Source organism: Citrobacter sp. Cb004 (assembly GCF_030337065.1).
Taxonomy (GTDB): Bacteria; Pseudomonadota; Gammaproteobacteria; order Enterobacterales; family Enterobacteriaceae; genus Citrobacter; species Citrobacter braakii.
Genome location: NZ_JAOWCH010000049.1, coordinates 1 through 24,824, shown reverse-complemented (window position 1 = coordinate 24,824; position 24,824 = coordinate 1). Strand labels below are relative to the sequence as shown.

The following is a 24,824-nucleotide window of genomic DNA, read 5'->3' as shown; positions in this document are numbered from 1 at the left end:
GCTACGATTAAAGACAGGCTCACATTATGCAATCCTTACAACTCCAGTCTAAACCTAAATTTAGCTGGAAAGCCCTGGGTTGGGCGCTCCTCTATTTTTGGTTTTTTTCCACTTTACTCCAGGTCGTTATTTGTTTAACCGGATATAGCGGAACTAATGGATTACGCGACTCCTTGCTATTCAGTTCGCTGTGGTTAATCCCGGTATTTTTATTTCCAAACCGTATCCGTATTATTGCTGCCGTCATTGGCATGGTGCTATGGGCGGCCTCGCTGGCTGCTCTGAGCTATTACGTCATCTACGGACAAGAGTTCTCGCAAAGCGTTCTGTATGTGATGTTTGAAACCAATGCGAACGAAGCCAGCGAATATCTCAGCCAGTATTTCAGCCTAAAAATTGTTCTTATCGCTCTGGCCTATACGGCTATCGCTATTCTGCTGTGGACGCGTCTGCGCCCTGTTCATATTCCATCGCCCTGGCGCTATCTGGTGTCGTTTGCGTTGTTATACGGTTTGATTCTGCATCCGATAGCCGTTAACACTTTCATCAAACACAAGCCGTTTGAAAAAACGGTAAATGGTCTCGCCTCACGTATGGAGCCCGCCGCACCGTGGCAATTCATCTCCGGGTATTATCAGTACCGTCAGCAGTTGACCTCACTCAATAGCCTGCTGAATGAGAACAATGCCCTGCCGCCGCTGGCTAACTTCAAAGATAACTCCGGCGATGCCCCACGTACGCTGGTGCTGGTCATTGGCGAGTCAACGCAGCGTGGTCGCATGAGCCTGTATGGTTACCCGCGCGAAACGACGCCAGAACTGGATGCATTGCATAAATCCGATCCTAACTTCACCGTATTCAATAATGTCGTGACCTCACGTCCGTACACCATTGAAATCCTGCAGCAGGCGCTGACCTTCGCCAACGAGAAGAATCCGGACCTGTACCTGACTCAACCGTCTCTGATGAATATGATGAAACAGGCAGGTTATAAAACCTTCTGGATCACCAATCAGCAGACGATGACGGCTCGCAACACCATGCTGACCGTGTTCTCTAAGCAGACGGATAAGCAGTTCTATATGAATCAGCAGCGTACGCAAAGTGCGCGCGAATATGACAGCAATGTGCTGGCGCCATTTAAAGAAGTACTGGCCGACCCGGCACCGAAAAAGTTCATCATCGTGCACCTGCTGGGTACGCATATTAAGTACAAATTCCGCTATCCGGATGGTCAGGGTAAATTCGATAACAATGTCGACCATGTTCCCCCCGGCCTGGATGATGATGAGCTGGAAGCATACAACGATTACGACAGCGCGAATGTCTACAATGACCATATCATTGCGAGTCTGATCAAAGACTATAAAGCGACAGACCCGAACGGCTTCCTGCTCTACTTCTCCGATCACGGGGAGGAGGTATACGATACGCCACCGCATAAAACGCAGGGTCGTAATGAAGACAACCCGACGCGCCATATGTATACGGTACCGTTCCTGCTGTGGACCTCTGAAAAATGGCAGGCTGCACACCCGCGTGACTTCTCACAGGATGTGAATCGTAAATACAGCAGCTCAGAGCTTATCCACACCTGGTCTGATTTAGCGGGATTCACCTACGACGGTTTTGATCCGACCCGATCCATTACCAGCCCGCAGTTCAAAGAGACGACCCGCTGGATTGGCAATCCGTACAAAAAGAATGCCCTGATTGATTACGATAGCCTGCCGTACGGCGATCAAATCGGTAATCAGTAATACTCGTATCGGCCACTCTTAAAGAGTGGCCTTTTTTTATGATGACGGTTACTGTTTCCCCTGTCTGCTGCCTGCAAGGGATTAACATGTATCACGACGTCAGCCATCTTCTCTCCCGCCTGATTAACGGCCCCACGCCGCTGCGACAGGTTTATTTTGCCAGCACCAGTAGCTCAACGCCGGAGCTGGCGTATCAGGTCGATTTTCCCCGGCTGGAAATTGTGCTGGAAGGTGAGTTCACCGATAACGGAGTTGCTGGCGCATCCGCGACGTTACTGCCTTGCGATGTGCTATTCGTTCCGGCTGGCGGCTGGAACTTTCCGCAGTGGCTCACACCGGTCACCACGCTCAGCATTCTGTTCGGCAAACAGCAACTGGGTTTCAGCATCGTCCAGTGGGACGGCAAGCAGTATCAAAATCTTACCCGCCAGCACGTCGCGCGGCGTGGGCCACGAATTGGCTCTTTCCTGCTGCAAACGCTCAATGAAATGCAGATGCAACCGCAGGAGCAACAAACCGCCAGGCTAATCGTTGCGAGCTTACTGAGCCACTGCCGCGATCTGCTGGGCAGCCAGATCCAGACCGCATCACGCAGTCAGGCGCTTTTCGAAGCCATTCGCGACTATATTGATGAACGCTACGCTTCGCCGCTCACCCGAGAATCCGTCGCGCAGGCGTTTTACATCTCACCCAATTACCTCTCCCACCTGTTTCAAAAAACGGGCGCTATCGGGTTTAACGAATACCTGAATCACACGCGACTGGAACACGCGAAAACGCTGCTGAAGGGTTATGAGCTGAAGATCAAAGAAGTGGCGCACACCTGTGGGTTTGTTGACAGCAACTATTTCTGCCGCCTGTTTCGCAAAAATACCGAACGTTCGCCGTCAGAATATCGTCGGCAATACCACAGCCAACTGACGGAGATAAAAGCTAATCCAAAGTAAGATGTGTGTGCTGTGGTGCAGAAAGCAGCTTTCGCACGGCGCTCATCACCCGCTGCGGCTCACGCAGAAATGCGCTAATGCCCGACTGGACGTATCGGCTCTGCGTAAATCGCTCTGCTCCTGCCAGTTCAATATCGGTAATAAGCAACACCGCATCAGCACGGTTAATATCCTCTTCCGTCAGGCGATTTTCGGTACCCAACGCGCCCTGAGTTTCAATCTTGATGCTCCATTTCTCCTGCTGGCAGAGTTTCTCCAGCCGTTCAGCGGCCATATAAGTATGGGCCACGCCGCTTACGCACGCGGTGACAGCAACCAGATATCGTACAGGTGCGATGGCCATACTATCCTCCTACTGTTACCTGAAATCCGGCGCATTCTGCCATCTTACGTATAAAATCTATCTCTTGCGCCGACGGGACGGGCACTTCTTTCATCGACCAGGGTAATCCGAGCAGGTTGTATTTCGGTTCGCCATATTGATGAAACGTTAGCAGGTGCACCTGCTTTATGCCTAATGATGACAACAGCGTCAACGCCTGCTGCGTGTTCTCTACATTCATCGTAAAGCCCGGAATCAGCGGCAGGCGAGGAATGACATTAACCCCTTCAGCGACCATTAGTCGTAAATTCGCCAGCACGCGCGGCAGGTTCATATTAATGGTCTTACGCGCCAAATGGATATCCATAATTTTGAGGTCAAACAGCACCTCATCGCACTCTCTTGCCAGCGATAACAAACGACTGGCTGGCGCATCGCCAGCCGTTTCAATCGCGCAGCGAACATCCCAGCGCCGCAGACGTTGCAGGAATCGTACAGCAAAGGGCGCTTGCATCAGCACTTCACCACCGGAAAGCGTCCCCCCCCCGCCAGAGGTGCGAAAGAAAATATCATCTTTCATCACTTCACGTTCCAGCTCGTCCAGCGAGATATCACGACCGATACGTTCAAACGCACCGGTGGGACACTCATCAGCATCACGTAGACAGGGTGTACAGTGCAGGCATTTACTCTCCCGCCGTACTGTTTCAATACGTGGGGAGAGAGATTCAGGGTTGGCGCACCACGGGCAGGTATGCGGACAACCTTTAAAAAAGACTACCGTACGAATACCTTGTCCATCATTCAGTGAGTAACGCTGAATATTAAATATACGCGCGACGTCCTCGCCACGTGGGTCAATAACCTCACAGCTGATGCGCGGTGCGGCGAATGATGTCATCCTGGATCTCCTTCGACAGCTCGACAAAGAAGGCGCTGTAACCCGCCACGCGCACCACCAGCCCGGCGAAATCTTGTGGGCGCTGCTGCGCTTCTCGCAATGTGTCGGCATTCACCACGTTAAACTGGATGTGCTGGAGCTTGAGCTGGGTAAATGCCCGCAGAAAATCCGCCAGCTTGCGTAAACCAGCCTCACCTTCCAGTGTGGCTGGCGTAAACTTCACGTTCAGCAAAGTCCCATTGGAAAGCAACGTGTTATCCAGCTTGCTGACCGATTTCAATACCGCCGTCGGCCCTTGCATATCCTGACCCAGCATCGGCGACAGCCCCCCGTCCGCCAACTGTTCCCCGGCGAAGCGACCATCCGGTGTCGCTCCGACGACCGAACCCAGCGGCACGTGCGCAGAGACAGTATATGAACCCGGCGTAAATTGCCCGCCGCGTGGATTCTGGTATTTCTCTACCTCTTTACAGTAATGACGCAGCAGTTCGGCGCTGATGTTATCTACATCATCAATATCGTTGCCGTATTTTTCGAAGCGGTTAATCAGCCTGGCGCGAATTTTCTCGCCTTCCGGGGTAGCAAAGTTGTCTTTTAGCACCGACAAAAGTTCGTCAAAAGTTAAGCGCTGTTGTTCAAATACCAGTCCATTGAGCGCATGCAGCGAATCGCTCAGGTTCGCAATGCCGATCCCCTGTACGCCGGAGAAGTTATAACGCGCGCCGCCGTCGGTAATATCACACCCTTTATCCAGACAATCGCTAATAAACGAGGAGAGCAGCGGCACCGGCGCCCAGTCGCGATGACCGATATCGCAGATATTACTGCCTTCGACCATCAACGTAATGTAGTGGCTGATTTTGGCACGAATATGCTTCAACAGGTCTTCGTACGTCAGCGCGCGATTGCCTTCGTTCTCATGCAGGCAGATTTCCATTACTTTCAGCAGATTAAACATGGCGATGTCGTGCAAACCGTATGTTCTGCCTGGAATAGACAGCTCGACACAGCCGACTACCGCGTAATCTCGCGCATCTTCCAGCGAGACGCCACGGTTAAGAAATGCGGGCACCACCACTTCATCATTAAAGATTTGCGGAATGCCGGTCCCAAGGCGAATGGTCTGTGCCGTTTTCATCAGGAACGGCGTATCGATCAACGCGTTCGTGCGCACACCGAGATTTGGTTGCGGCAGTTGTACGCTCTGATAAGCATCAAGGCAGAGAAACGACAGTACGTTTACCGCACTACGACCATTCTCCGTTAATCCCCCAAGCAGTGCGGTGTAACCTGTTGGGAAGCCAGCGAAATAGCGCGCGCTGCTGGTGGATCGCAGCAGTACAATGTCATTGCATTTCACCCATAGCGATTCGAGGATTTCTTTTAAGAATGCAGGATCTTCCTCCTGCGTCAGCGAGGTCTGATAAAACGGCAGCATATACTGGTCGAAGCGTCCGAGTGAGAGCGAACTGGCGTTGGACTCATATTGCAAAATAATGTTCATGTACCAGAACAGCTGACATGCTTGCCAGAAGGTTTGCGGCTTATGCTGGGCGTTATGCCGGGAGTTTTCTGCAATCGTCAGCAATTCCTGACGTCGCTGCGCATCCGGGCAGCTTTCCGCCATTTGTTCTGCCAGCAGGGCGTAACGCAGAATGTGGCTTTGCGAAGCCTCAAGCAGCAACAGAGCAGCCTGATAAAAGTGGTTATCCGGCTGCTGCAGACAATGCGCCCGCATCTGCGCTACCAGTTCGCCAAGCCCGAGATTCAACAGGCGCGGATAATCAATAATGATATGCCCCTGACCTTTATCCGTCTGGTTAACGCTAAAAATCTGCGTACGGACAGCGGCTTTTACCTCATCGGTCATCTGACCGTTGATGAAATCTTTCATCGACCGCTTTTCCCAGTACGGATACAGCACATCGCGATAGAGATGTTTATCCTCTTCGCTGATGTCAAAACGGTCCTGCGGACGGGTTGGAAACTGCTCCAGCTCGTTGAGCAGCCAGTAAGGATCCATTTCCGGCGACATTATGCCCGCCCGCGGTTTAACGGTACGGTTCCCGGCTATCAGTTCCTCATCACGAATCGATATTTCAACGTGCTCAAGAATATATGCGGTGGCTTTCGCCCGCCGCAGAATAACCGGCTCACCCTCCGTCTGCTGGTGGCTGGCGGTATATAGCAGCGCACGCTCAAGCGAAATTTCGCGGTTATTCTGAAACAGAGCGTTTTTTAAACGTTGGATACGGTTAGTCATGAGGAACTCCTGTAGAAAAACTGATGCCAGATGGCGCTGTGCTTATCTGGCCTACGTATCAATAGGCCGGATAAGTCGAAACCACCCTCCGGCAAACAAACCGTTATGCGGTTTGCGCAAGGTGTGCGCCAATCTTGTTCATGATGGCGTCGGCACGTTTCACTGCCTCGCTGATGTTGACACGAACGATAGTTTTGCCCGCAAAACGCTCTTCAAACTTAATACCAATGTCTTTGGTCAGAATGACCATGTCGGCTTCTGCCACATCCGCCGCGGTCAGTTCGTTTTCCAGACCGATCGACCCCTGAGTCTCAACCTTTACTTCCCACCCCTTGGCTTTAGCGGCGCTTTCCAGCGCTTCGGCGGCCATATAGGTGTGGGCAACGCCAGAAGGACATGCAGTTACTGCGATAATCTTGGTCATGACTCATTCCTCGCTTAATTCATTTCAAAATCTAAATCCAGGTCGTCTTCTTTCTGATCGACCTGAGACACTTTTTTCCGCGCCAGACTTTTCAGTACGTTAACGCACACAGCGGTCACTACAGCCCCCACGGCAACCGCCGCGATATAACCCAATTTTCCTTCCACGACCGGCAGAACAATCAGCCCGCCCCAGCCGGCATAACACTGCGCACCAAACAGCGCGGCGGTTACCGTGCCGCAGGCGGAACCCACCATAATGGATGGGATAACGCGCAGCGGATCGGCGGCAGCAAAAGGAATTGCGCCTTCCGTTACGCCAACGCAGCCCATCACCAGCGCGGCTTTACCGGCTTCACGTTCTTCAGAAGAGAAATTCTTACGACCAATCAGCGTCGCCAAACCTAAGCCCAGCGGCGGCACGCAGATCCCTACCGCGGCGATTGCGACCACGGTATAAACACCCTGCGCCACGCAAATCAGCATGAAAGCGTAGGCAACTTTGTTAATCGGCCCCCCCATATCGAAGGCCAACATCAGTCCCATAATTACCGCCAGCAGCACGATGCTGCCCTGCTGCATACCCTGCAGCCACTCGGTCAGGCTAGTGGTTAACGCGCCAACGGGTTCTCCCAGGCCCCACATCATGATGCCTGCGGTGATAAAGGTGCCGACAATAGGAATAACGAAGATAGGCATTACCGATCGCAACACCTTATGTACGGGGATCTTCTTCAGATAATGGACGACGATACCGCCAATAATCCCGGCAATTAGCGCGCCGAAAAAACCTGCGCCGAAGCTGTTTCCCACCCATGCGCCAATCGCACAAGGGGCGAGAGCAGAACGTTCAGCAATGGAATAACCAATGTAAGCGGCAAGGAATGGCACCATCAACGTCAGCCCTGCGACGCCAATATCAAACAGTTTCTTGAGATTAGGATCGGTCGCCGCATCCGGTACCGCGCCCTTGCCATACAACATGACGGAGACCGCCAGCAAAATTCCACCCGCGACTACGAAGGGGATCATATGCGAAACACCCGTCATCAGGTGCTGACGGGTATTTTTCAGGATTTGTACCAACTCTTTCATAAGTCGCTCCCAGGCTGCCTAAAGCCCATATCCATAAACTTGTTGCGGAAAACAATAGGCAATCCGACGCGGCGCAAACAGTGGATAAAAAGGCCATTTGCTGGACTTTTGTAATGTCAGAGCAAAAATGCGATCCGCCTCATAACTTGTAGTTTCTCGGAATTTATAGAGGACAAACTGACTTGTGAGGGATATCTCACTTTGATGGTTACATTACATTTATCCAGTTTTTGGCAGATTTGTCAGATGGCAGGCTCAGGCGTTGCCCTTTTATCCTGTAGCGAGAAATCGTTATGGGAGATGAGGCTATGGCCCTGATTGTGGAATTTACCTGTGAGCTGCCCAATGGCGTACATGCGCGCCCGGCAAGTCACATAGAAACGCAGTGCAACACCTTTACTTCGCACATTGAGTGGCACAACCTGCGTACCGAACGTAGGGGTAACGCCAAGAGCGCATTGGCGCTGATTGGCACCGATACTCTGGCGGGTGATAGCTGCCAGTTGCTGATTTCCGGTGCTGATGAACAGGCAGCCCACCAGCATTTAACCCAATGGTTACGTAATGAATTTCCACACTGCGATGCACCGCTAGCGGAAGCCAAAAGCAACGAGCTGGAGCCACTTCCTGCATCCCTCACCAATCTAAACCCACAGCTTTTTCGCGCTCGCACCGTCTGCAGCGGCAGTGCGGGAGGCGTTCTGAGTCTGCTCTCTTCGCTGGATCTCAACGCCCTTAACAATCTCCCATCCGTTAAAGATATTGAAACCGAGCAGGCGGCACTGGATAACGGCTTAACGCTGCTGATGAAGAATATTGCGTTTCGGTTACTCGACAGCGACGGCGCAACCAGTGCGATTCTGGAAGCACACCGCTCGCTAGCAAGCGACCTCTCACTGCGTCAGCACCTGCTCGCTGGAGTATCTCGCGGGTTAAGCTGCGCCCAGGCGATTGTCGAAAGTGCCGGACATTTTTGTGATGAATTCGCCCGCTCCAGCAGCAGTTATTTACAGGAACGTGCGCTGGATGTGCGCGATGTCTGCTTCCAGCTTCTGCAGCAAATTTATGGAGAGCAGCGTTTCCCTGCGCCGGGAAAACTAACCCAGCCTACGGTCTGTATGGCGGACGAGCTCACACCGAGCCAGTTCCTCGAACTGGACAAAACATTGCTGAAAGGCTTACTGTTAAAAAGCGGCGGTACCACTTCACACACGGTGATTCTCGCCCGGTCATTCAACATTCCTACGCTGGTTGGCGTGGATATTGAATCCTTAATGCCATGGCTGCAGCAAACGGTTTATATCGATGGTAACGCAGGAGCGGTCATTGTTGCCCCTGATGAATCCGTCGTACGTTACTACCAGCAGGAAGCCCGTATCCAGGATGCCATTCGAGAACAACAACGTATCTGGCTGACCCAAGAGGCGCGCACGGGTGATGGCATCCGCATGGAAGTCGCCGCCAACATCGCCCATTCCGTGGAAGCGCAAGCAGCCTTTGGCAACGGTGCGGAAGCGGTTGGCCTGTTCCGCACGGAAATGCTGTATATGGACCGTACCTGCGCCCCGGATGAGAACGAGCTATACAACATTTTCTGCCAGGTGCTGGAGCCCGCGCAGGGACGCAGCATCATTGTACGCACCATGGATATCGGTGGTGATAAACCCGTTGATTACCTGAATATTCCTGCCGAAGCCAACCCGTTCCTCGGTTATCGCGCGGTGCGTATCTATGAAGAATACGCCGCTTTGTTTACCACACAACTGCGATCGATCCTGCGCGCATCAGCGCACGGTAGCCTGAAAATCATGATCCCAATGATCTCCTCTATGGAAGAGATCCTGTGGGTCAAAGAGAAGCTGGCCGAAGCCAAACAGCAACTGCGTACTGAACACATCCCGTTTGATGAGAAGATCCCGCTCGGTATCATGCTGGAGGTTCCGTCAGTGATGTTCATCATCGATCAATGCTGCGAAGAAATTGATTTCTTTAGTATTGGCAGTAATGACCTGACGCAATACCTGCTGGCGGTCGACCGCGACAACGCCAAAGTTACCCGCCATTACAACAGCCTGAATCCAGCCTTCTTGCGTGCACTGGATTACGCCGTACAGGCGGTACATCGTCAGGGGAAATGGATTGGCCTGTGCGGCGAACTTGGCGCTAAAGGTTCAGTGCTACCGCTGCTTGTGGGACTGGGTCTGGACGAGATCAGCATGAGCGCTCCCTCCATTCCCGCCGCCAAAGCGCGGATGGCGCAACTTGACAGCCGCGCCTGCCGTCAGTTGCTGAATCAAGCAATGGCGTGTCGAACGTCGCTGGAGGTCGAACATCTGCTGGCCCAGTTCCGCATGACCCAACAGGATACCCCTCTGGTTACCGCCGAGTGCATCACGCTGGATAGCGACTGGCGTAGTAAAGAGGAGGTCATCAAAGGGATGACCGACAACCTCCTGCTGGCAGGTCGTTGCCGCTATCCGCGTAAACTGGAAGCCGATCTGTGGGCGCGCGAAGCGGTCTTCTCTACCGGATTAGGTTTTAGCTTCGCCATTCCGCACAGCAAATCAGAACATATTGAGCAGTCCACTATCAGCGTAGCGCGCCTGCAAGCGCCGGTACGTTGGGGTGATGATGATGCGCAATTCATTATTATGCTGACGCTCAACAAACACGCCGCGGGCGACCAGCATATGCGTATTTTCTCGCGTCTGGCACGGCGCATTATGCATGAAGAATTCCGTAACGCGCTGGTTAACGCCGCCTCTGCCGACGCTATCGCCAGCCTGCTGCAACATGAACTTGAACTTTAAAGAGGGTGTTTTTGTATGGAACTTTACCTTGATACCGCCAACGTTGCGGAAGTCGAACGTCTGGCACGCATCTTCCCTATCGCGGGTGTCACCACCAACCCAAGCATTGTGGCAGCAAACAAAGAATCCATCTGGGATGTGCTGCCGCGCCTGCAAAACGCCATTGGCGAAGAGGGCATTCTGTTTGCCCAAACCATGAGCCGCGACGCACAAGGCATGGTGGAGGAAGCCAAACGTCTGAGCAACGCGGTCCCCGGTCTGGTGGTAAAAATCCCGGTGACATCCGAAGGTCTGGCCGCGATCAAGATGCTGAAAAAAGAGGGTATCACCACGCTGGGAACCGCCGTGTACAGTGCCTCTCAGGGGCTGCTGGCAGCGCTGGCGGGGGCGAAATATATCGCGCCTTACGTTAACCGTATTGACGCGCAGGGCGGCGACGGAATTCGCACGGTACAAGAACTGCAAACGTTACTGGAACTGCATGCGCCAAAAAGCATGGTACTGGCAGCCAGCTTTAAAACCCCTCGTCAGGCGCTGGATTGCTTACTGGCAGGATGCGAAGCAATCACCCTGCCATTAGACGTAGCGCAACAAATGCTCAATACCCCTGCGGTAGAGTCAGCAATAGAGAAGTTTGAACATGACTGGAACAATACATTTGGTCACATCAACCTGTGAGGGAAATAAAGTATGGATCGCATTATTCAATCACCTGGTAAGTACATCCAGGGTGCCGATGTTATTACCCGTCTTGGCAACTACCTCAAACCACTGGCAGAGCGCTGGCTGGTCGTTGGGGACAAGTTTGTCTTAGGCTTTGCCCAGGGCGCACTGGAAAAAAGCTTCCAGGATGCCGGACTGGCGCTGGAGATTGCACCGTTTGGCGGCGAGTGTTCACAAAACGAAATCGACCGTCTGCGCGGCGTGGCAGAAAAAGCGCAATGTGGCGCAGTACTTGGTATTGGCGGCGGTAAAACGCTGGATACTGCCAAAGCGCTGGCGCACTTTATGGGTGTGCCTGTCGCCATTGCGCCAACCATCGCCTCTACCGATGCACCGTGCAGCGCGCTGTCCGTTATTTACACCGATGCCGGTGAATTCGATCGCTATTTGCTGCTGCCCAATAACCCGGACAGGGTCATTGTTGATACCAAAATTGTCGCGGGCGCACCGGCGCGTCTGTTAGCCGCGGGCATCGGCGATGCGTTGGCGACCTGGTTCGAAGCGCGCGCCTGTTCACGCAGCGGCGCAACCACCATGGCGGGCGGTCAGTGCACTCAGGCGGCGCTGGCGCTGGCTGAGCTGTGCTTTAATACGCTGATAGAAGAAGGTGAAAAAGCGATGCTGGCCGCCGAGCAGCACGTGGTAACGCCTGCGCTGGAGCGCGTTATTGAAGCCAACACCTATCTGAGCGGCGTCGGTTTTGAAAGCGGCGGTCTGGCGGCGGCGCACGCCATCCATAACGGTCTGACGGCAATCCCGGATGCGCATCACTATTACCACGGCGAGAAAGTGGCTTTCGGCACGCTGACGCAACTGGTCCTGGAAAACGCGCCGGTCGATGAAATTGAAACCGTTGCGGCGCTGTGTCATTCCGTTGGCCTGCCGATTACCCTGGCGCAACTGGACATCAAACAGGATATTCCGGCGAAAATGCGCATTGTGGCTGAAGCTGCCTGTGCCGAAGGCGAAACCATCCACAACATGCCTGGCGGCGCAACGCCGGACCAGGTGTATGCCGCCCTGCTGGTGGCTGACCAGTACGGTCAACGTTACCTGCAAGAGTGGGAATAACCGACCAATAAAAATCCCCGCAATTGCGGGGATTTTTTTGTTCATACTATGCCGGACCCGCACAAGCGATATCCGGCATGGTCTGTTACAGCAGATCGAAACGATCCAGGTTCATCACTTTCACCCATGCGGCAACGAAATCTCTCACGAACTTCTCGTGAGCATCGCTGCAGGCATAAACTTCAGCCACTGCGCGCAGTACAGAGTTAGAACCAAACACCAGATCGGCGCGAGTTGCGGTGTATTTTACTTCGCCGCTCGAACGGTCACGACCTTCAAACAGCTCTTGTGACTCATCAACCGCCTTCCACTCATGACGCATATCCAGCAGATTGACGAAGAAGTCAGTGCTGAGTACGCCAGGGCGATCGGTAAAGACGCCGTGCTGGCTACCATCAAAGTTGGTGCCCAGTACGCGCATACCGCCCACCAGCACGGTCATTTCCGGTGCGGTTAGCGTCAACTGCTGCGCTTTGTCGATCAGCAGCGACTCGGTGGTCGACACGTCAGGACGAGCACGGTAGTTACGGAAACCATCGGCAATCGGCTCAAGCAGTTCAAACATCTCAATATCCGTTTGATCCTGACGCGCATCCACACGACCCGGCGCAAAAGGTACCTTGATGCTGACGCCCGCAGCGCTAGCCGCCTGCTCGATACCGACAACACCGGCCAGCACGATAATATCGGCCAACGAGGCAGTATGGGCAGACTTATAAATACCTTCCAGCACAGGCAGAACGCGTGCCGCAGTGGCATTCACATCCCAGCCACGTTGTGGGTCCAGCGCCAGACGCGCACCGTTAGCGCCGCCACGTTTATCCCCGCCACGGAAAGTCGATGCCGAAGCCCACGCTACCGATACCAGTTCGCCCACTGACAGTCCGGAAGCAGCGATGGTCGCCTTCAGCTTCAGGATATCTTCTTCGCTTGGGTTGAAGAACGCATGCGGCAGCGGGTCTTGCCAAATCAGATCTTCTTTTGGCACTTCCGGTCCAATGTAACGCGATTTTGGCCCCATATCGCGGTGCGTCAGTTTAAACCACGCACGGGCAAACGCTTCGTTGAACGCTTGCGGATCGTTCAGGAAACGGCGAGAGATCTTTTCAAACTCAGGATCGAAACGCAGCGTCAGGTCGGTAACCAGCATCGTCGGCTTGCGTTTTTTCGACGGATCAAACGGATCGGGAATAATTTCTGGCGCGTCAACCGCTTCAAACTGAATCGCGCCTGCCGGACTGCGAGTCTGCACCCACTCATATTTGAACAGGTTCTCGAAGAAATAGTTGCTCCATTGGGTAGGCGTCTGCGTCCACACCACTTCCAGACCGGAAGTAATTGCATCCGCGCCCGCGCCACTACCGTAGCTGCTGGCCCAGCCCAGGCCCTGCGCTTCAATCGGTGCGGATTCTGGATCGGCGCCAACGTGCGATGCCGCTGCTGCGCCGTGGGTTTTGCCCAACGTATGACCGCCGCCAATCAGCGCCACGGTTTCTTCGTCGTTCATCCCCATGTTACCGAAGGTCGCGCGAATAGCCGCTGCCGCAGAAAGCGGTTCGCCGCTATGGTCCGGCCCTTCCGGGTTCACATAAATAAGGCCCATTTCGGTGGCGCCCAGCGGCGCTTTTGCCAGCTCTTCCGGGTGACGGTGAGTCAGCCAGGCTTTTTCATCACCCCAGTTTACGTCGAGATCCGGTTCCCAGACATCTTCACGACCGGCACCAAAGCCAAAGGTACGGAAACCTGAGTTTTCCAGCGCCACGTTACCCGCGAGGATAAACAGGTCGGCCCAGGAAATTTTCTGACCATATTTCTGCTTGATTGGCCACAGCAGACGACGCGCTTTATCAAGGCTGACGTTGTCCGGCCAGGAGTTCAGTGGTGCAAAACGCTGCTGTCCGCGACCCGCTCCACCGCGTCCATCGATAGAGCGATAGGTTCCCGCGCCGTGCCATGCCATGCGGATAAACAATCCGGCATAGGTTCCCCAGTCAGCGGGCCACCACGGTTGAGATTCGGACAGAAGGGCTCTGAGATCCCCTTTCAGGGCAGAATAGTCGAGTTTACTAAACTCTTTGCGGTAGTCGAAGTCCTCACCCAGCGGGTTCGAACGGTTGGAATGTTGGTTTAAAAGATCAACGCGGAGTTGATTTGGCCACCAGTCGCGGTTGTTCGTTCCTGCTCCCGCGCTCTGATCGTGACCGCCTTGATGAAAAGGACACTTACCGGCAGTTGATGCGTTTTGGCTATCGTCGGACATGCTCATCTATATGCTCCCTTTACAGTGTTCTGACTACGATATACACCACCAGAGATAAGATATAGTCGAAATAACCCACAGATTCGATAGCTAATTCCTTTTATATTTTAAGTTGCAGAGATGTAGATCAAAATGATCAACAAAAAGCCCTCCGTAGAGGGCTGGGGCATCTGTTTAGTTAGGTCTTACACCCAGTGTGTGACAAATAGCGTAGCTCATCTCGGCACGATTGAGGGTATAGAAGTGAAAATCCTTCACCCCTTCGCGACTGAGAATTTTCACCATATCCATGGCGATATTCGCGCCTACCAGCTTGCGGGTTTCCGCGTCATCATCAAGACCATCAAACATGGTCGACATCCACGCAGGAATGCGGACGTTGGTCATGTCAGCAAATTTTTTCGCCTGCTTAAAGTTAGATACCGGCAGGATGCCCGGAATAATTTCCACATCGATTCCCGCAGACACGCAGCGATCGCGAAAGCGCAGATAGCTTTCTACATCGAAGAAAAACTGGGTGATCGCGCGGTTTGCACCGGCATCAACCTTACGCTTCAGGTTCAGCAAATCGGCCTGAGCGCTTTTCGCTTCCGGGTGCACTTCCGGGTAAGCCGCAACGGAGATATCGAAGTCTGCAACGTCTTTCAGCAGAGTCACCAGGTCGGAAGCATACATATCCGGTTTACCGCTTCCCGGCGGCAGGTCGCCGCGCAGGGCAACAATATGACGAATACCGTTATGCCAGTAGTCCTGAGCAATGGTACGCAGCTCATCACGGGTCGCATCAATGCATGTCAGGTGCGGGACCGCTTCAAGACCTGTGCGATCCTTAATGCCTTTAATAATGCTATGCGTACGGTCGCGCTCACCAGAGTTTGCACCGTAAGTAACTGAAACAAACTTCGGCTTCAGGCTGCTCAGGCGATCGATGGAGTTCCACAGGGTTTGCTCCATTTCACTGGTGCGCGGCGGGAAAAACTCAAACGAAACGTTAATCTGACCCTGCACTTCTGCCAGGCTCTGATTCAGGGCTTCCCGCTGGTTGGCGTGAAAAAAGCTCATACCTTACCTCATCAATCTTTTGTCGTTATATGTTGTGTTGTGAACTGCTATACGTTTAGACGTCTAGATGTAAAAATGACGGAAAAGCATGCTGGCGTCAACACAAAAATCATCGTTAAAGGTGAGGAATACTCAGCCAACGTGAAAAAAATTCACATCAGCTTGAAATGGTGAGGGATTGCGTCACGACCGTCTGTAGCCACTCTACTTTTGTTACGTTCTCAGGCAGCGTCGCTAACCCCATGCCAAGCCGCAATTCTGTATCAGTAAGCGGAAGGAAGATCACGCCCTGACGCTGGATAGCGGAAAAGGAGGCCGGAACCAGGCTCAGACCGTCACCCTGCGCGATCCGTGCCAGCAGCACGTCATGTTCCATCGGCTCCTCAATAAGGGCAGGAGAGTAACCGGCACGACGAAAAATGTGTCGAGTGTAATCAAAAAAAGCAGGGTTACGTTCACGTTTGAACCAGAACAGCGGTCGGTGGTTCAGCGACGTTAACGAGAGCGAAGGCAGAGCCGCCTCTGGCCAGAGCGTGGGTAAGGCGGCGATCATCGATTCTTGCCAGCCGAGCGGCGTGACGCTAAGACCCGAATTCTCAAGCGGTAGCGCCACCAGCGCTGCATCCAGTTTTCCCCGACGCACCTGACGCGCCAGTTCAGGCGAACCATGGCGGACAATATGTAGCTTCTGTACACGCGTAGCAAGCTGCGACTCAAGCGCCGCAAAAACGCCCTGCTCAAACGCTGTACTTAGCCCTAAGCGCAGAAATTGCTCTCCCGTTTTCGCTATCTGACTCAACGCCGTCCAGGTTTTATCCTGTAACGCCAATAGCGGGCGCACGATTTCAAGTACGCGTTGGCCGTCCTCCGTCAGCGTAAGTCCACGGGTATGACGGACAAAAAGCGTCACCCCCAGGCGCTCTTCAAGCTGGCGAATGTGGCGACTCAGCGGCGGCTGCGACATAAATAAACGCAGCGCCGCTCGACTCATGTTGTTCTCTTCCGCCACCACGGAAAAATAGCGTAGAAGGCGGATATCCAGAGAGTGCAAAGGCGATGTTGTCATACCGAAAAGGTATCACGGAAACGGTATTACCCCAATCATTCCGCACGCTCTATCCTCATGCCATACACTAACTCACGAGGTGATTATCATGGATTCAGAACGCTATTTAACCGGTCAGAGAATGCTGCAACAGGTTGATGGAAAAGGCGGAGATGCGGTAGTCGAAAGTCTGCAGGATATTGCGCCAGACTTCGCCCAATACCTGATTGAATTTCCTTTTGGCGACATCTATTCAAGGCCGGGGCTGGATTTACGCAGTAGAGAAATTGCCACCGTCGCCGCGCTCACCGCCATGGGTAACGCCGCACCGCAGCTTAAGGTACACATCGCCGCCGCGCTGCACGTTGGCTTAACGCAGGAAGAGATTATTGAAGTGATGATGCAGATGGCTGTTTATGCGGGATTCCCGGCAGCACTAAACGGCCTGTTCGCCGCAAAAGAGGTGTTTGCGGCGAACAGTAAGCGCTAACTACAGCAGTTGCGCCAGGCGGTTGATATCAGACTGAATCGCCCCGGCGGTCACATCGCGGCCCGCCCCCGGTCCGCGAATGACCAGCGGGTTATCACGATACCAACGGCTTTCAATGGCGAAGACGTTATCGCACGGCAGCAGTGCCGCCAGCGGGTGCTCAGGGCGTACCGCTTCAACGCCAACGCGTGCCTTACCGTTAGCGTCAAAACGCGCCACATAGCGTAGCACCAGTCCCATTTCACGTGCCGCTTCCAGGCGTTGCACCATCTGCTCGTTCAGCTCATCGCCATTTTCAAAGAAATGGTCAATAGAACCTGCTTCACAGTGCGCAGGCACCAGCGACTCTACGCGCACCTGGTCCGGTTCGATGTCGTAACCCGCTTCACGCGCCAGAATCACCAGCTTGCGCATCACATCTTTGCCGGAAAGATCCACGCGCGGATCAGGTTCAGTCAGACCCTGCTGCCACGCCTGATCCACCAGATCGGTGAACGGGACCGTGCCATCAAATTGCAGGAACAACCACGACAACGTGCCGGAGAAGATCCCGCTGATCGACAGAATAGTATCTCCGCTATCAATCAGATCGCGCACGGTATGGTTGATCGGCAAGCCTGCGCCTACGGTGGCGTTATACAGCCAGTGGCGACCGGTTTTTTCAAAGGCGTCATGAATCTGGCGGTAATTATTACTGCTGCTCGCCCCCGCCAGCTTGTTGGCGCTGATAACATGGAAGCCATGACTGGCGAAATCCAGATACTGCTCCGCCAACTGCTCGCTGGCAGTGACGTCCAGCACCACTAAATCATCATACGGGTGGGCGCGCATCCACAGGAACAATGACTCTTCATCCTGTTCTACCGCCTCGTCATCGAAGAAGGCCAACGCGCGGCTGGCATCCAGCCCTTCGTAATTCAGCAGGCTACGGCGGCTATCAACCACTCCTGCCAGCACGAACTCTAATCCGGTACGCGCCGAGAGCGTGCTCTGCTCGCGGGCAAACAGCTCCAGCCAACGCGACCCAATGTTACCTTTGCCGAACAGCACCAGACCAATGCGTTTTTCCGCGCGGAAGATTGACTGGTGCAGACCCTGAATCAGGCTCTCCGTTGGCCCGGTACGCAAGACGGCGACCAGGCTAATGCCCTCTTCCGACTGCCAGGTGAATTCGACCGGCTGACCTTTCAGCTGTTGCCAAAAGCGATGGCAGTGCAGCGGGTTACGGGTGACGCCCGCCCCAACCATCGCCACCAGCGCCAGCCCCTGGCGCAGACGCAGTTCGCCCGGCAGGCCAGCTTCATCCAGAATTTTCAATGCGCCATCAGCGACTTCGGAGGTATAGCAAAATTGCAGCAACTGGCGGTCAGGATGCACACCCACTGCCAGCGGACGCACCTGGGTGCGTTTTAAAATCTGATCGATTTCTTTATAGGCCAGTTTAAAGTCCTGGCCAGTGGGAACCTGAAACTCAATCAGGCAAACGTCGTCATGGCTGGTCACAATACGTGCCCCGGTACCGGAAGCCAGCACGCGTTCAATACGCGTCGATCCCTGCTCCGGCGTATAGCTACAACGCAACTGGAGATCGATATCGCTGCCGGAAACCGGCTGGAGGGTGCGGGCATGAAGAACCGGAGCCGCCAGACGCGCCAGCTCGCTGGCTTCATCCAGACGCAGCAGCGGCAGCAGACAGGCATCTTTTACTTTACGCGGATCCGCGCTGTAAACCCCGGCCACATCGCTCCAGATGGTTACGCGGGAAACCCCCGCCAACGCGCCAACCTGCGTCGCCGAGTAGTCGGAGCCGTTACGCCCCAGCAGTACCGTCTCACCGGCGTTGCTGCGGCTAATGAAACCGGTAACGACCAGGCGTTTGCCCGGATGCTGCGCCAGCAGTTGCTGCAGCAATGGGTAAGAAAGACCTTCATCCACCTGCGGCTGAGCGCCGCGCTCGGCACGTAAAAAATCGCGCGCATCCAGCCAGGCTGACTCCAGCCCCTGTTGGTTAAGGACGGCAGACATCAAACGCGCCGACCACACCTCGCCATGCCCGACGACTTCAGCATAGACGGCATCATTCACGCCGCTGTCGAGTAACCCAGCCAGACGCTCCAGATCGTGAATAAACGCGCTGATCAGCCCATCCGCCACCTCAGGAGGTAACAAACCGCTGATAAGCTCACTCTGATAGCGACGTAACGCCTGTTGAACCTGATGCGCAGACAGACGATCGGTCTGGCTTAATTTTAGCCAGCTAATCAACTGGTTAGTGGTACTGCCTGCGGCTGAAACAACCATCATGTCATCAGGCTGCGAGTACTCCGCCATAATGCCTGCGACACGCAGATAACATTTCACATCAGCCAGACTACTACCACCAAATTTGTGCAGTTGACGACCCTTCGTCCCTGCCTGCGCAATCACACTCATGTTTACCCCTTGTTTGCAGCCCGGAAGCCATTTTCCAGGTCGGCAATTAAATCTTCGCCATCTTCAATACCAGTGGAGATACGCAACAGCGTTTCCGAAATTCCGGCAGCAGCACGCGCTTCTGGCGCCATTCCCGCGTGTGTCATGGTTGCGGCATGGGAGATCAGACTTTCAACGCCCCCTAACGATTCCGCCAGCGTAAACAATGACAACCCGCCGAGGAAGCGACGCAGCGTTTGCTCATCGCCATCCAGCTCAAAACTCAACATCGCGCCAAACCCTTTTTGCTGACTCGCGGCAATCTCATGGCCCTGATTATCCGGCAATGACGGGTGATACAATTTTTTCACCAGCGGCTGAGTTTGCAGATAATCCACAATCGCCTGAGCATTACGTTGCGCCACCTCCATACGAGGTGACAGAGTACGCAGGCCGCGCAACAGCAGATAACTATCAAACGCGCCGCCGGTCACACCAATATTATTCGCCCACCATGCCAGTTCAGTGACCATTTCCGGATCTTTTGCTATCACCACACCAGCCACTACGTCGGAGTGACCGTTTAAATATTTCGTGCATGAATGCAACACCAGATCGGCGCCTAATGCCAGTGGATTTTGCAGTGCCGGGCTTAAAAAAGTGTTGTCCACCACGCTGACCGCACCAGCCTCGCGCGCCAGCTGGCAGATTTTCGCGATATCCACCACGCGCAACAGCGGGTTGCTTGGGCTTTCTACCAGCACCAGCTTCGGTTTTTCCGCCAGTGCCGCCTGCAACGCCTGCTCATCTCCTTGATCGACAAACAGTACGCGATAACAGCCACGCTTTGCCAGGCTGTCAAACAGACGATAACTCCCGCCGTAGCAGTCGTGCGGTGCGACCAGCAGATCGCCAGGCTTGAGGAATACCGTAGTCACCAGATGAATCGCCGACATGCCGGTATTGGTCAGTACTGCCCCCGCCCCACCTTCCAGTTCCGCCAGCGCACGCTGAACGACATCACGCGTTGGGTTACCGCGGCGCGAATAGTCATGGGCGCGAGGCTCATTAAAACCGGTAAAGTTATAGGTGCTGGAGAGGTGGAGCGGCGGGACAACGCAACCGTACTGTTCGTCGTCATTTAACCCGCTACGCACTGCGATGGTGGCCTGTTTACGCGTCATATTGAGGAGATCCTGGCTGAGTCGGTGAAAAGTCAGACACCAGAGTAATCATAGTTACGATAGCCGTCAATACATCTGGACATCTAAACTTCTTTGCGTATAGATTGAGCAAACCGGAAATAGCCGTTAAAATTATATGCATTAGCGTACATCTGCGTCGGCTTACTTCGTGTCAGGGCCACGCCACTACGATAAACTACGCGCAATTATGGTCCGGGCTCAGGTTCTGGCCTCAATATTAATGACAAAGAGGATTAGGTATCTCATGGCTGAATGGAGCGGCGAATATATCAGCCCATACGCTGAGCACGGTAAGAAGAGTGAGCAAGTCAAAAAAATTACGGTTTCCATTCCTCTGAAGGTGTTAAAAATCCTTACCGATGAACGCACGCGTCGTCAGGTTAACAACCTGCGTCACGCCACCAACAGCGAACTGCTGTGTGAAGCGTTTCTGCATGCTTTTACCGGGCAACCATTACCCAACGATGACGACCTGCGTAAAGAGCGCAGCGATGAAATCCCGGAAGAAGCAAAGGTAATCATGCGTGAACTGGGTATCAACCCGGAAACGTGGGAATACTGATTTTTCAAGACAGATGAGAAAAGGCGGGATTACTCCCGCCGCTTCTCACTACGTTACTTACTGATACCATTAAGCTTATTCAATGTTTCTTCCATTTTGAGCGTCTCTTTACGGTTCAATGGATAGAAATAAATCAGAATGACCGCGGCCAAAAACAGGCATAAAGCCGGTAACAGATTCGCCATCGTATAGATGTTTTCCTGCACAATGCTGGTTTGCACAGCGCCACCCGTTGACGAAGATTGATAACCAATGATGGCCAGCATAAAGCCGCCAATAGCCCCTGCGCACGCCTGGCCAACCTTGCGGGCGAAGAAGTTCACGCCATAGACGGTCCCATCTTCACGATCGCCAGTGACATACTGGTGATAATCACACACATCGGTCATAAACGCCCAAATCATCAGGTTGAATAACCCGGCTCCCAGCGTCGCCAGGAACAGGAAAACCAAATAAACCTTCGCGTCGGTAATGTGGGTGAAGTACATAATCACATACATGGCTACCGCAAAGAGCAGCGCGCCTACGCTGGCTTCTTTCTTACCAAAGCGCTTCGTGAGCCAGGATGCCGAGGGTGCCAGCAAAACCAGAGAGCCAAAGGTGAAGAGCAATGCAACGGACATGGCTTCTTTGTTATGGAAATAGTCATTAAACAGGTAAGTCATGTTGGTACCAGACAACCCCTGATTAATCACAATCAGCAGATCCACAACCACTAAAACAATCAGCGCTTTATTGCGTAGCAACCCCTTCAGCAGCACAGAAACCGGCATGCTCTCTTTTCTTTCAACCCGCACGCGTTCCGTCGTTAACTGACAGGTCAACGTTAAAAAGATAAACCCCAGCACAGAACAACCAATGGCAATCCAGAAGAAATGCTGCCCAGAGATCACCTGGCTTCCGTCCACCAGAGTGGTGTACATCAGGATCGGAATAAAAAAGCCGGTTGTCCCGCCGCCGATGGCGGACCCAACGCTGCGCCAGGTTGACAGCGATACGCGATCTTCCGGATTCGAGCTAATCGCCGCAGACATGGCGCCATACGGAATACTCACTGTCGATAACAGCGAACCGTAAATAAAATAGGAACAGCAGATGTAGATAATTTTCGCCGTATAAGAAAAATCATGCACAAACGGCAGGAACAGGACGACCGCAATGATGCAAAACGGGTACTTCATGCGGCGCACCCAGGGGTTAAATCGCCCATGTACCGTCAGTTTAGAGGTATCACATAAGCGCCCTACGCCAACGTCGACAAACGCATCAAAGAGTTTGGTCACAAAATAGAGTGAACCAACAATAACACCGGAAATACCGAGTACGTTGGTGTAATAAATCATTAAAAAACTATTTACCAGTCCAAGAATAAAACAGGTTCCGAGGTCACCACATAAATAACCGAATTTATCTCTTAATCCGAAAGGCCTGACGGCAATATTTTGATTGCTTCCGATCATTGTTCCATCATTAGACATGATGTTAACTCCTTAGACACATTATTCACGCAAACTATGCGTATACCGATGCTCAGCGTAATAAATCGATACGAAGTGTATTAACGGTCAGAAGTTATAACCGAGACCAACGCGATAGCGGGTCTGACGATCGTCTGTGGTTGTGGTGTTATACCCCGAGGAAACGTTACCTACCTCAACAAATGGAACCCATGAGCCTATTTTATACGCCACACGGAAGTTATATTCGTAATCGTCTTTTCGGTTGTTATATAAATCTTCGCTATCGGAAATTTTATAAATACCGTTCAGCTCAAACATCCAGTCATTGATGTTGTAACCGAGCCATGCTTCCGGACGATAGACCATGCGGTCATCCTTGCCGTCAGTGTTTCTGCGCATGTACTCCTGACGATAGCGGAACGCAGTCCACCAATGGTCATTGATGTTATACTGCACGCGAATATAAGGCTTATAAATCGCGATGTTATCGCCCGTTTCGATCGCAATACCCGGCTGCCAGACAAGGTCCTTCCAGGTGAACTGGTAGCTCGCCGTATACTCGTTGCCATTACTTTCCATATTATTCCACGCATCATTAGATTGCGTATTTTCGGAACGTGAAATGGCCTCGACTGCCACACCAAAACCAGTAGCAAAACGATGCGACATATAAACACGGTCATAATTACGACCATCATCATAATATTCATGTCGATAATCAACATAACCCGCTTGCGCGGCCGCAGAGAATAATGAAATCAGTAATAACGCGGATTTAAATTTCATGACCATCCCTCTTCACACTAAATCTAGGGAAGGTGCGAATAAGCAGGTCATTTCTTCCCAAGCTGACTCGCTGATTAAAATTTCGCGGATCTGGGCCGATTTTTTTCCCGCAAACACATCGAATCAGCCTATTTAGGCTATTTTTTCCACCATTTCTGGCGTTATTTCCGGTTTTTACTGAGATCTCTCCCACTGACGTATCATTTGGTCCACCCGAAACAGGTTGGCCAGGGTGAATAACATCGCCAGTTGGTTATCGTTTTTCAGCAGCCCTTTGTATCTGGCTTTCACGAAGCCGAACTGCCGCTTGATGATGCGAAACGGGTGCTCCACCCTGGCACGGATGCTGGCTTTCATGTATTCGATGTTGATGGCCGTTTTGTTCTTGCGCGGATGCTGCTTCAAGGTTTTTACCTTGCCGGGACGCTCGGCGATCAGCCAGTCCACATCCACCTCGGCCAGCTCCTCGCGCTGTGGCGCTCCTTGGTAGCCGGCATCGGCTGAGACAAATTGCTCCTCTCCATGAAGCAGATTACCCAGCTGATTGAGGTCATGCTCGTTGGCCGCGGTGGTGACTAGGCTGTGGGTCAGGCCACTCTTGGCATCGACACCAATGTGGGCCTTCATGCCAAAGTGCCACTGATTGCCTTTCTTGGTCTGATGCATCTCCGGATCGCGTTGCTGCTCTTTGTTCTTGGTAGAGCTGGGGGCCTCAATGATGGTGGCATCCACCAAAGTGCCTTGGGTCATCATGACGCCTGCTTCGGCCAGCCAGCGATTGATGGTCTTGAACAATTGACGTGCCAGTTGATGCTGCTCGAGCAGGTGGCGGAAATTCATGATGGTGGTGCGATCCGGCAGGGCGCTATCCAGGGATAATCGGGCAAACAGGCGCATGGAGGCGATTTCGTACAGGGCATCTTCCATGGCACCGTCGCTCAGGTTGTACCAATGCTGCATGCAGTGAATACGCAGCATGGTCTCCAGCGGATAGGGCCGTCGGCCATTGCCCGCCTTGGGATAAAACGGCTCGATGACAGCGGTCATATTCTGCCATGGCAGAATCTGCTCCATGCGGGAGAGGAAAATCTCTTTTCGGGTCTGACGGCGCTTAGTGCTGAATTCACTATCGGCGAAGGTGAGTTGATGGCTCATGATGTCCCTCTGGGATGCGCTCCGGATGAATATGATGATCTCATATCAGGAACTTGTTCGCACCTTCCCTAG

Annotated in this window: 20 protein-coding genes; 7 read left to right on the top strand and 13 right to left on the bottom strand. The window is 53.2% G+C overall.

From position 1 onward, the window contains the following. The first annotated feature begins 26 nt into the window (after positions 1-26). Positions 27-1,760 (top strand): phosphoethanolamine transferase CptA, encoded by a 1,734-nt coding sequence (locus tag OGV65_RS08315; protein WP_047497602.1) that lies wholly within the window; start codon positions 27-29, stop codon positions 1,758-1,760. 86 nt (positions 1,761-1,846) lie between these two features. Further along, positions 1,847-2,707 carry a helix-turn-helix transcriptional regulator gene (locus tag OGV65_RS08310; protein WP_032947284.1) on the top strand — a complete coding sequence of 287 codons (861 nt, stop codon included), beginning with the start codon at positions 1,847-1,849 and terminating at the stop codon, positions 2,705-2,707. On the opposite strand, the gene OGV65_RS08305 is transcribed toward OGV65_RS08310, so the two are convergent. The 5 genes from OGV65_RS08305 to OGV65_RS08285 form a co-directional block, all read right to left on the bottom strand. Then, on the bottom strand, positions 2,694-3,050 hold the full coding sequence (locus OGV65_RS08305; RefSeq protein ID WP_016155282.1) for a PTS fructose-like transporter subunit IIB: 357 nt from the start codon (positions 3,048-3,050) through the stop codon (positions 2,694-2,696). The two genes, OGV65_RS08310 and OGV65_RS08305, sit on opposite strands and share 14 nt — an antisense overlap. Before the next feature lies 1 nt (position 3,051). Beyond that, positions 3,052-3,930, bottom strand: coding sequence for a [formate-C-acetyltransferase]-activating enzyme (locus OGV65_RS08300; RefSeq protein WP_286454843.1), 879 nt, complete (start codon positions 3,928-3,930; stop codon positions 3,052-3,054). Continuing rightward, complete coding sequence (locus tag OGV65_RS08295; protein WP_286454842.1) at positions 3,896-6,193, bottom strand: formate C-acetyltransferase; 2,298 nt, start codon at positions 6,191-6,193, stop codon at positions 3,896-3,898. The genes OGV65_RS08300 and OGV65_RS08295 overlap by 35 nt, the downstream gene beginning before the upstream one ends. Positions 6,194-6,296: 103 nt before the next feature. Continuing rightward, on the bottom strand, positions 6,297-6,617 hold the full coding sequence (locus OGV65_RS08290; protein ID WP_286454841.1) for a PTS fructose-like transporter subunit IIB: 321 nt from the start codon (positions 6,615-6,617) through the stop codon (positions 6,297-6,299). A 14-nt stretch (positions 6,618-6,631) separates the two neighbouring features. After that, positions 6,632-7,711: a PTS fructose transporter subunit EIIC gene (locus tag OGV65_RS08285; protein ID WP_003825153.1), complete on the bottom strand. Its 1,080-nt coding sequence runs from the start codon at positions 7,709-7,711 to the stop codon at positions 6,632-6,634. Positions 7,712-8,019: 308 nt separating this feature from the next. On the opposite strand from OGV65_RS08285, the gene ptsP reads away from it, so the two are divergent. Genes ptsP through gldA form a run of 3 tightly spaced genes read left to right on the top strand, consistent with a single transcriptional unit; the run spans position 8,020 to position 12,315 of the window. Continuing rightward, positions 8,020-10,521, top strand: a complete 2,502-nt coding sequence (gene ptsP / locus OGV65_RS08280) for a phosphoenolpyruvate--protein phosphotransferase (protein ID WP_286454847.1) — start codon at positions 8,020-8,022, stop codon at positions 10,519-10,521. Positions 10,522-10,536: 15 nt separating this feature from the next. Continuing rightward, positions 10,537-11,199, top strand: a complete 663-nt coding sequence (fsa, locus tag OGV65_RS08275) for a fructose-6-phosphate aldolase (RefSeq protein WP_141876155.1) — start codon at positions 10,537-10,539, stop codon at positions 11,197-11,199. A gap of 12 nt (positions 11,200-11,211) precedes the next feature. Continuing rightward, positions 11,212-12,315, top strand: a complete 1,104-nt coding sequence (gldA, locus tag OGV65_RS08270; RefSeq protein WP_016155275.1) for a bifunctional L-1,2-propanediol dehydrogenase/glycerol dehydrogenase — start codon at positions 11,212-11,214, stop codon at positions 12,313-12,315. An 85-nt stretch (positions 12,316-12,400) separates the two neighbouring features. On the opposite strand, the gene katG is transcribed toward gldA, so the two are convergent. The 3 genes from katG to OGV65_RS08255 form a co-directional block, all read right to left on the bottom strand. After that, positions 12,401-14,581, bottom strand: a complete 2,181-nt coding sequence (gene katG, locus OGV65_RS08265; protein WP_016155274.1) for a catalase/peroxidase HPI — start codon at positions 14,579-14,581, stop codon at positions 12,401-12,403. 168 nt (positions 14,582-14,749) lie between these two features. After that, entirely contained in the window at positions 14,750-15,637 is an 888-nt protein-coding gene (metF, locus tag OGV65_RS08260) for a methylenetetrahydrofolate reductase (RefSeq protein ID WP_016155273.1), read from the bottom strand. Between the two features lie 157 nt (positions 15,638-15,794). Then, positions 15,795-16,703: a LysR family transcriptional regulator gene (locus tag OGV65_RS08255; RefSeq protein WP_049282368.1), complete on the bottom strand. Its 909-nt coding sequence runs from the start codon at positions 16,701-16,703 to the stop codon at positions 15,795-15,797. An 88-nt stretch (positions 16,704-16,791) separates the two neighbouring features. On the opposite strand from OGV65_RS08255, the gene OGV65_RS08250 reads away from it, so the two are divergent. After that, on the top strand, positions 16,792-17,172 hold the full coding sequence (locus OGV65_RS08250) for a carboxymuconolactone decarboxylase family protein (protein WP_047497591.1): 381 nt from the start codon (positions 16,792-16,794) through the stop codon (positions 17,170-17,172). On the opposite strand, the gene metL is transcribed toward OGV65_RS08250, so the two are convergent. Then, a complete protein-coding gene (gene metL / locus OGV65_RS08245; RefSeq protein WP_286454839.1) occupies positions 17,173-19,605 on the bottom strand; it encodes a bifunctional aspartate kinase/homoserine dehydrogenase II in 2,433 nt (810 codons plus the stop codon). 2 nt (positions 19,606-19,607) lie between these two features. Next, complete coding sequence (gene metB / locus OGV65_RS08240) at positions 19,608-20,768, bottom strand: cystathionine gamma-synthase (RefSeq protein WP_286454838.1); 1,161 nt, start codon at positions 20,766-20,768, stop codon at positions 19,608-19,610. 265 nt (positions 20,769-21,033) lie between these two features. Between metB and metJ the strand changes: the two genes are divergently transcribed. Next, entirely contained in the window at positions 21,034-21,351 is a 318-nt protein-coding gene (metJ, locus tag OGV65_RS08235) for a met regulon transcriptional regulator MetJ (RefSeq protein WP_003825168.1), read from the top strand. Positions 21,352-21,404: 53 nt separating this feature from the next. Here metJ and OGV65_RS08230 read toward each other — a convergent pair whose 3' ends face one another. From OGV65_RS08230 to OGV65_RS08220, 3 genes are all read right to left on the bottom strand, one after another. After that, positions 21,405-22,829 carry an MFS transporter gene (locus OGV65_RS08230; protein WP_047497587.1) on the bottom strand — a complete coding sequence of 475 codons (1,425 nt, stop codon included), beginning with the start codon at positions 22,827-22,829 and terminating at the stop codon, positions 21,405-21,407. Positions 22,830-22,916: 87 nt separating this feature from the next. After that, entirely contained in the window at positions 22,917-23,597 is a 681-nt protein-coding gene (locus OGV65_RS08225) for an oligogalacturonate-specific porin KdgM family protein (protein ID WP_286454835.1), read from the bottom strand. Positions 23,598-23,771: 174 nt separating this feature from the next. Next, positions 23,772-24,752, bottom strand: a complete 981-nt coding sequence (locus OGV65_RS08220; RefSeq protein ID WP_000019445.1) for an IS5-like element ISKpn26 family transposase — start codon at positions 24,750-24,752, stop codon at positions 23,772-23,774. Between the last annotated feature and the right edge of the window lie 72 nt (positions 24,753-24,824).

Coding starts and splice junctions, on each gene's coding strand:
- OGV65_RS08220 (WP_000019445.1), bottom strand. CDS start 24,752: ATGAGCCATCAACTCACCTTCGCCGATAGTGAATTCAGCACTAAGCGC.
- metF (WP_016155273.1), bottom strand. CDS start 15,637: ATGAGCTTTTTTCACGCCAACCAGCGGGAAGCCCTGAATCAGAGCCTG.
- gldA (WP_016155275.1), top strand. CDS start 11,212: ATGGATCGCATTATTCAATCACCTGGTAAGTACATCCAGGGTGCCGAT.
- OGV65_RS08295 (WP_286454842.1), bottom strand. CDS start 6,193: ATGACTAACCGTATCCAACGTTTAAAAAACGCTCTGTTTCAGAATAAC.
- OGV65_RS08310 (WP_032947284.1), top strand. CDS start 1,847: ATGTATCACGACGTCAGCCATCTTCTCTCCCGCCTGATTAACGGCCCC.
- OGV65_RS08315 (WP_047497602.1), top strand. CDS start 27: ATGCAATCCTTACAACTCCAGTCTAAACCTAAATTTAGCTGGAAAGCC.
- OGV65_RS08255 (WP_049282368.1), bottom strand. CDS start 16,703: ATGACAACATCGCCTTTGCACTCTCTGGATATCCGCCTTCTACGCTAT.
- metL (WP_286454839.1), bottom strand. CDS start 19,605: ATGAGTGTGATTGCGCAGGCAGGGACGAAGGGTCGTCAACTGCACAAA.
- ptsP (WP_286454847.1), top strand. CDS start 8,020: ATGGCCCTGATTGTGGAATTTACCTGTGAGCTGCCCAATGGCGTACAT.
- OGV65_RS08300 (WP_286454843.1), bottom strand. CDS start 3,930: ATGACATCATTCGCCGCACCGCGCATCAGCTGTGAGGTTATTGACCCA.
- OGV65_RS08225 (WP_286454835.1), bottom strand. CDS start 23,597: ATGAAATTTAAATCCGCGTTATTACTGATTTCATTATTCTCTGCGGCC.
- metJ (WP_003825168.1), top strand. CDS start 21,034: ATGGCTGAATGGAGCGGCGAATATATCAGCCCATACGCTGAGCACGGT.
- OGV65_RS08290 (WP_286454841.1), bottom strand. CDS start 6,617: ATGACCAAGATTATCGCAGTAACTGCATGTCCTTCTGGCGTTGCCCAC.
- fsa (WP_141876155.1), top strand. CDS start 10,537: ATGGAACTTTACCTTGATACCGCCAACGTTGCGGAAGTCGAACGTCTG.
- OGV65_RS08285 (WP_003825153.1), bottom strand. CDS start 7,711: ATGAAAGAGTTGGTACAAATCCTGAAAAATACCCGTCAGCACCTGATG.
- metB (WP_286454838.1), bottom strand. CDS start 20,768: ATGACGCGTAAACAGGCCACCATCGCAGTGCGTAGCGGGTTAAATGAC.
- OGV65_RS08230 (WP_047497587.1), bottom strand. CDS start 22,829: ATGTCTAATGATGGAACAATGATCGGAAGCAATCAAAATATTGCCGTC.
- OGV65_RS08250 (WP_047497591.1), top strand. CDS start 16,792: ATGGATTCAGAACGCTATTTAACCGGTCAGAGAATGCTGCAACAGGTT.
- katG (WP_016155274.1), bottom strand. CDS start 14,581: ATGAGCATGTCCGACGATAGCCAAAACGCATCAACTGCCGGTAAGTGT.
- OGV65_RS08305 (WP_016155282.1), bottom strand. CDS start 3,050: ATGGCCATCGCACCTGTACGATATCTGGTTGCTGTCACCGCGTGCGTA.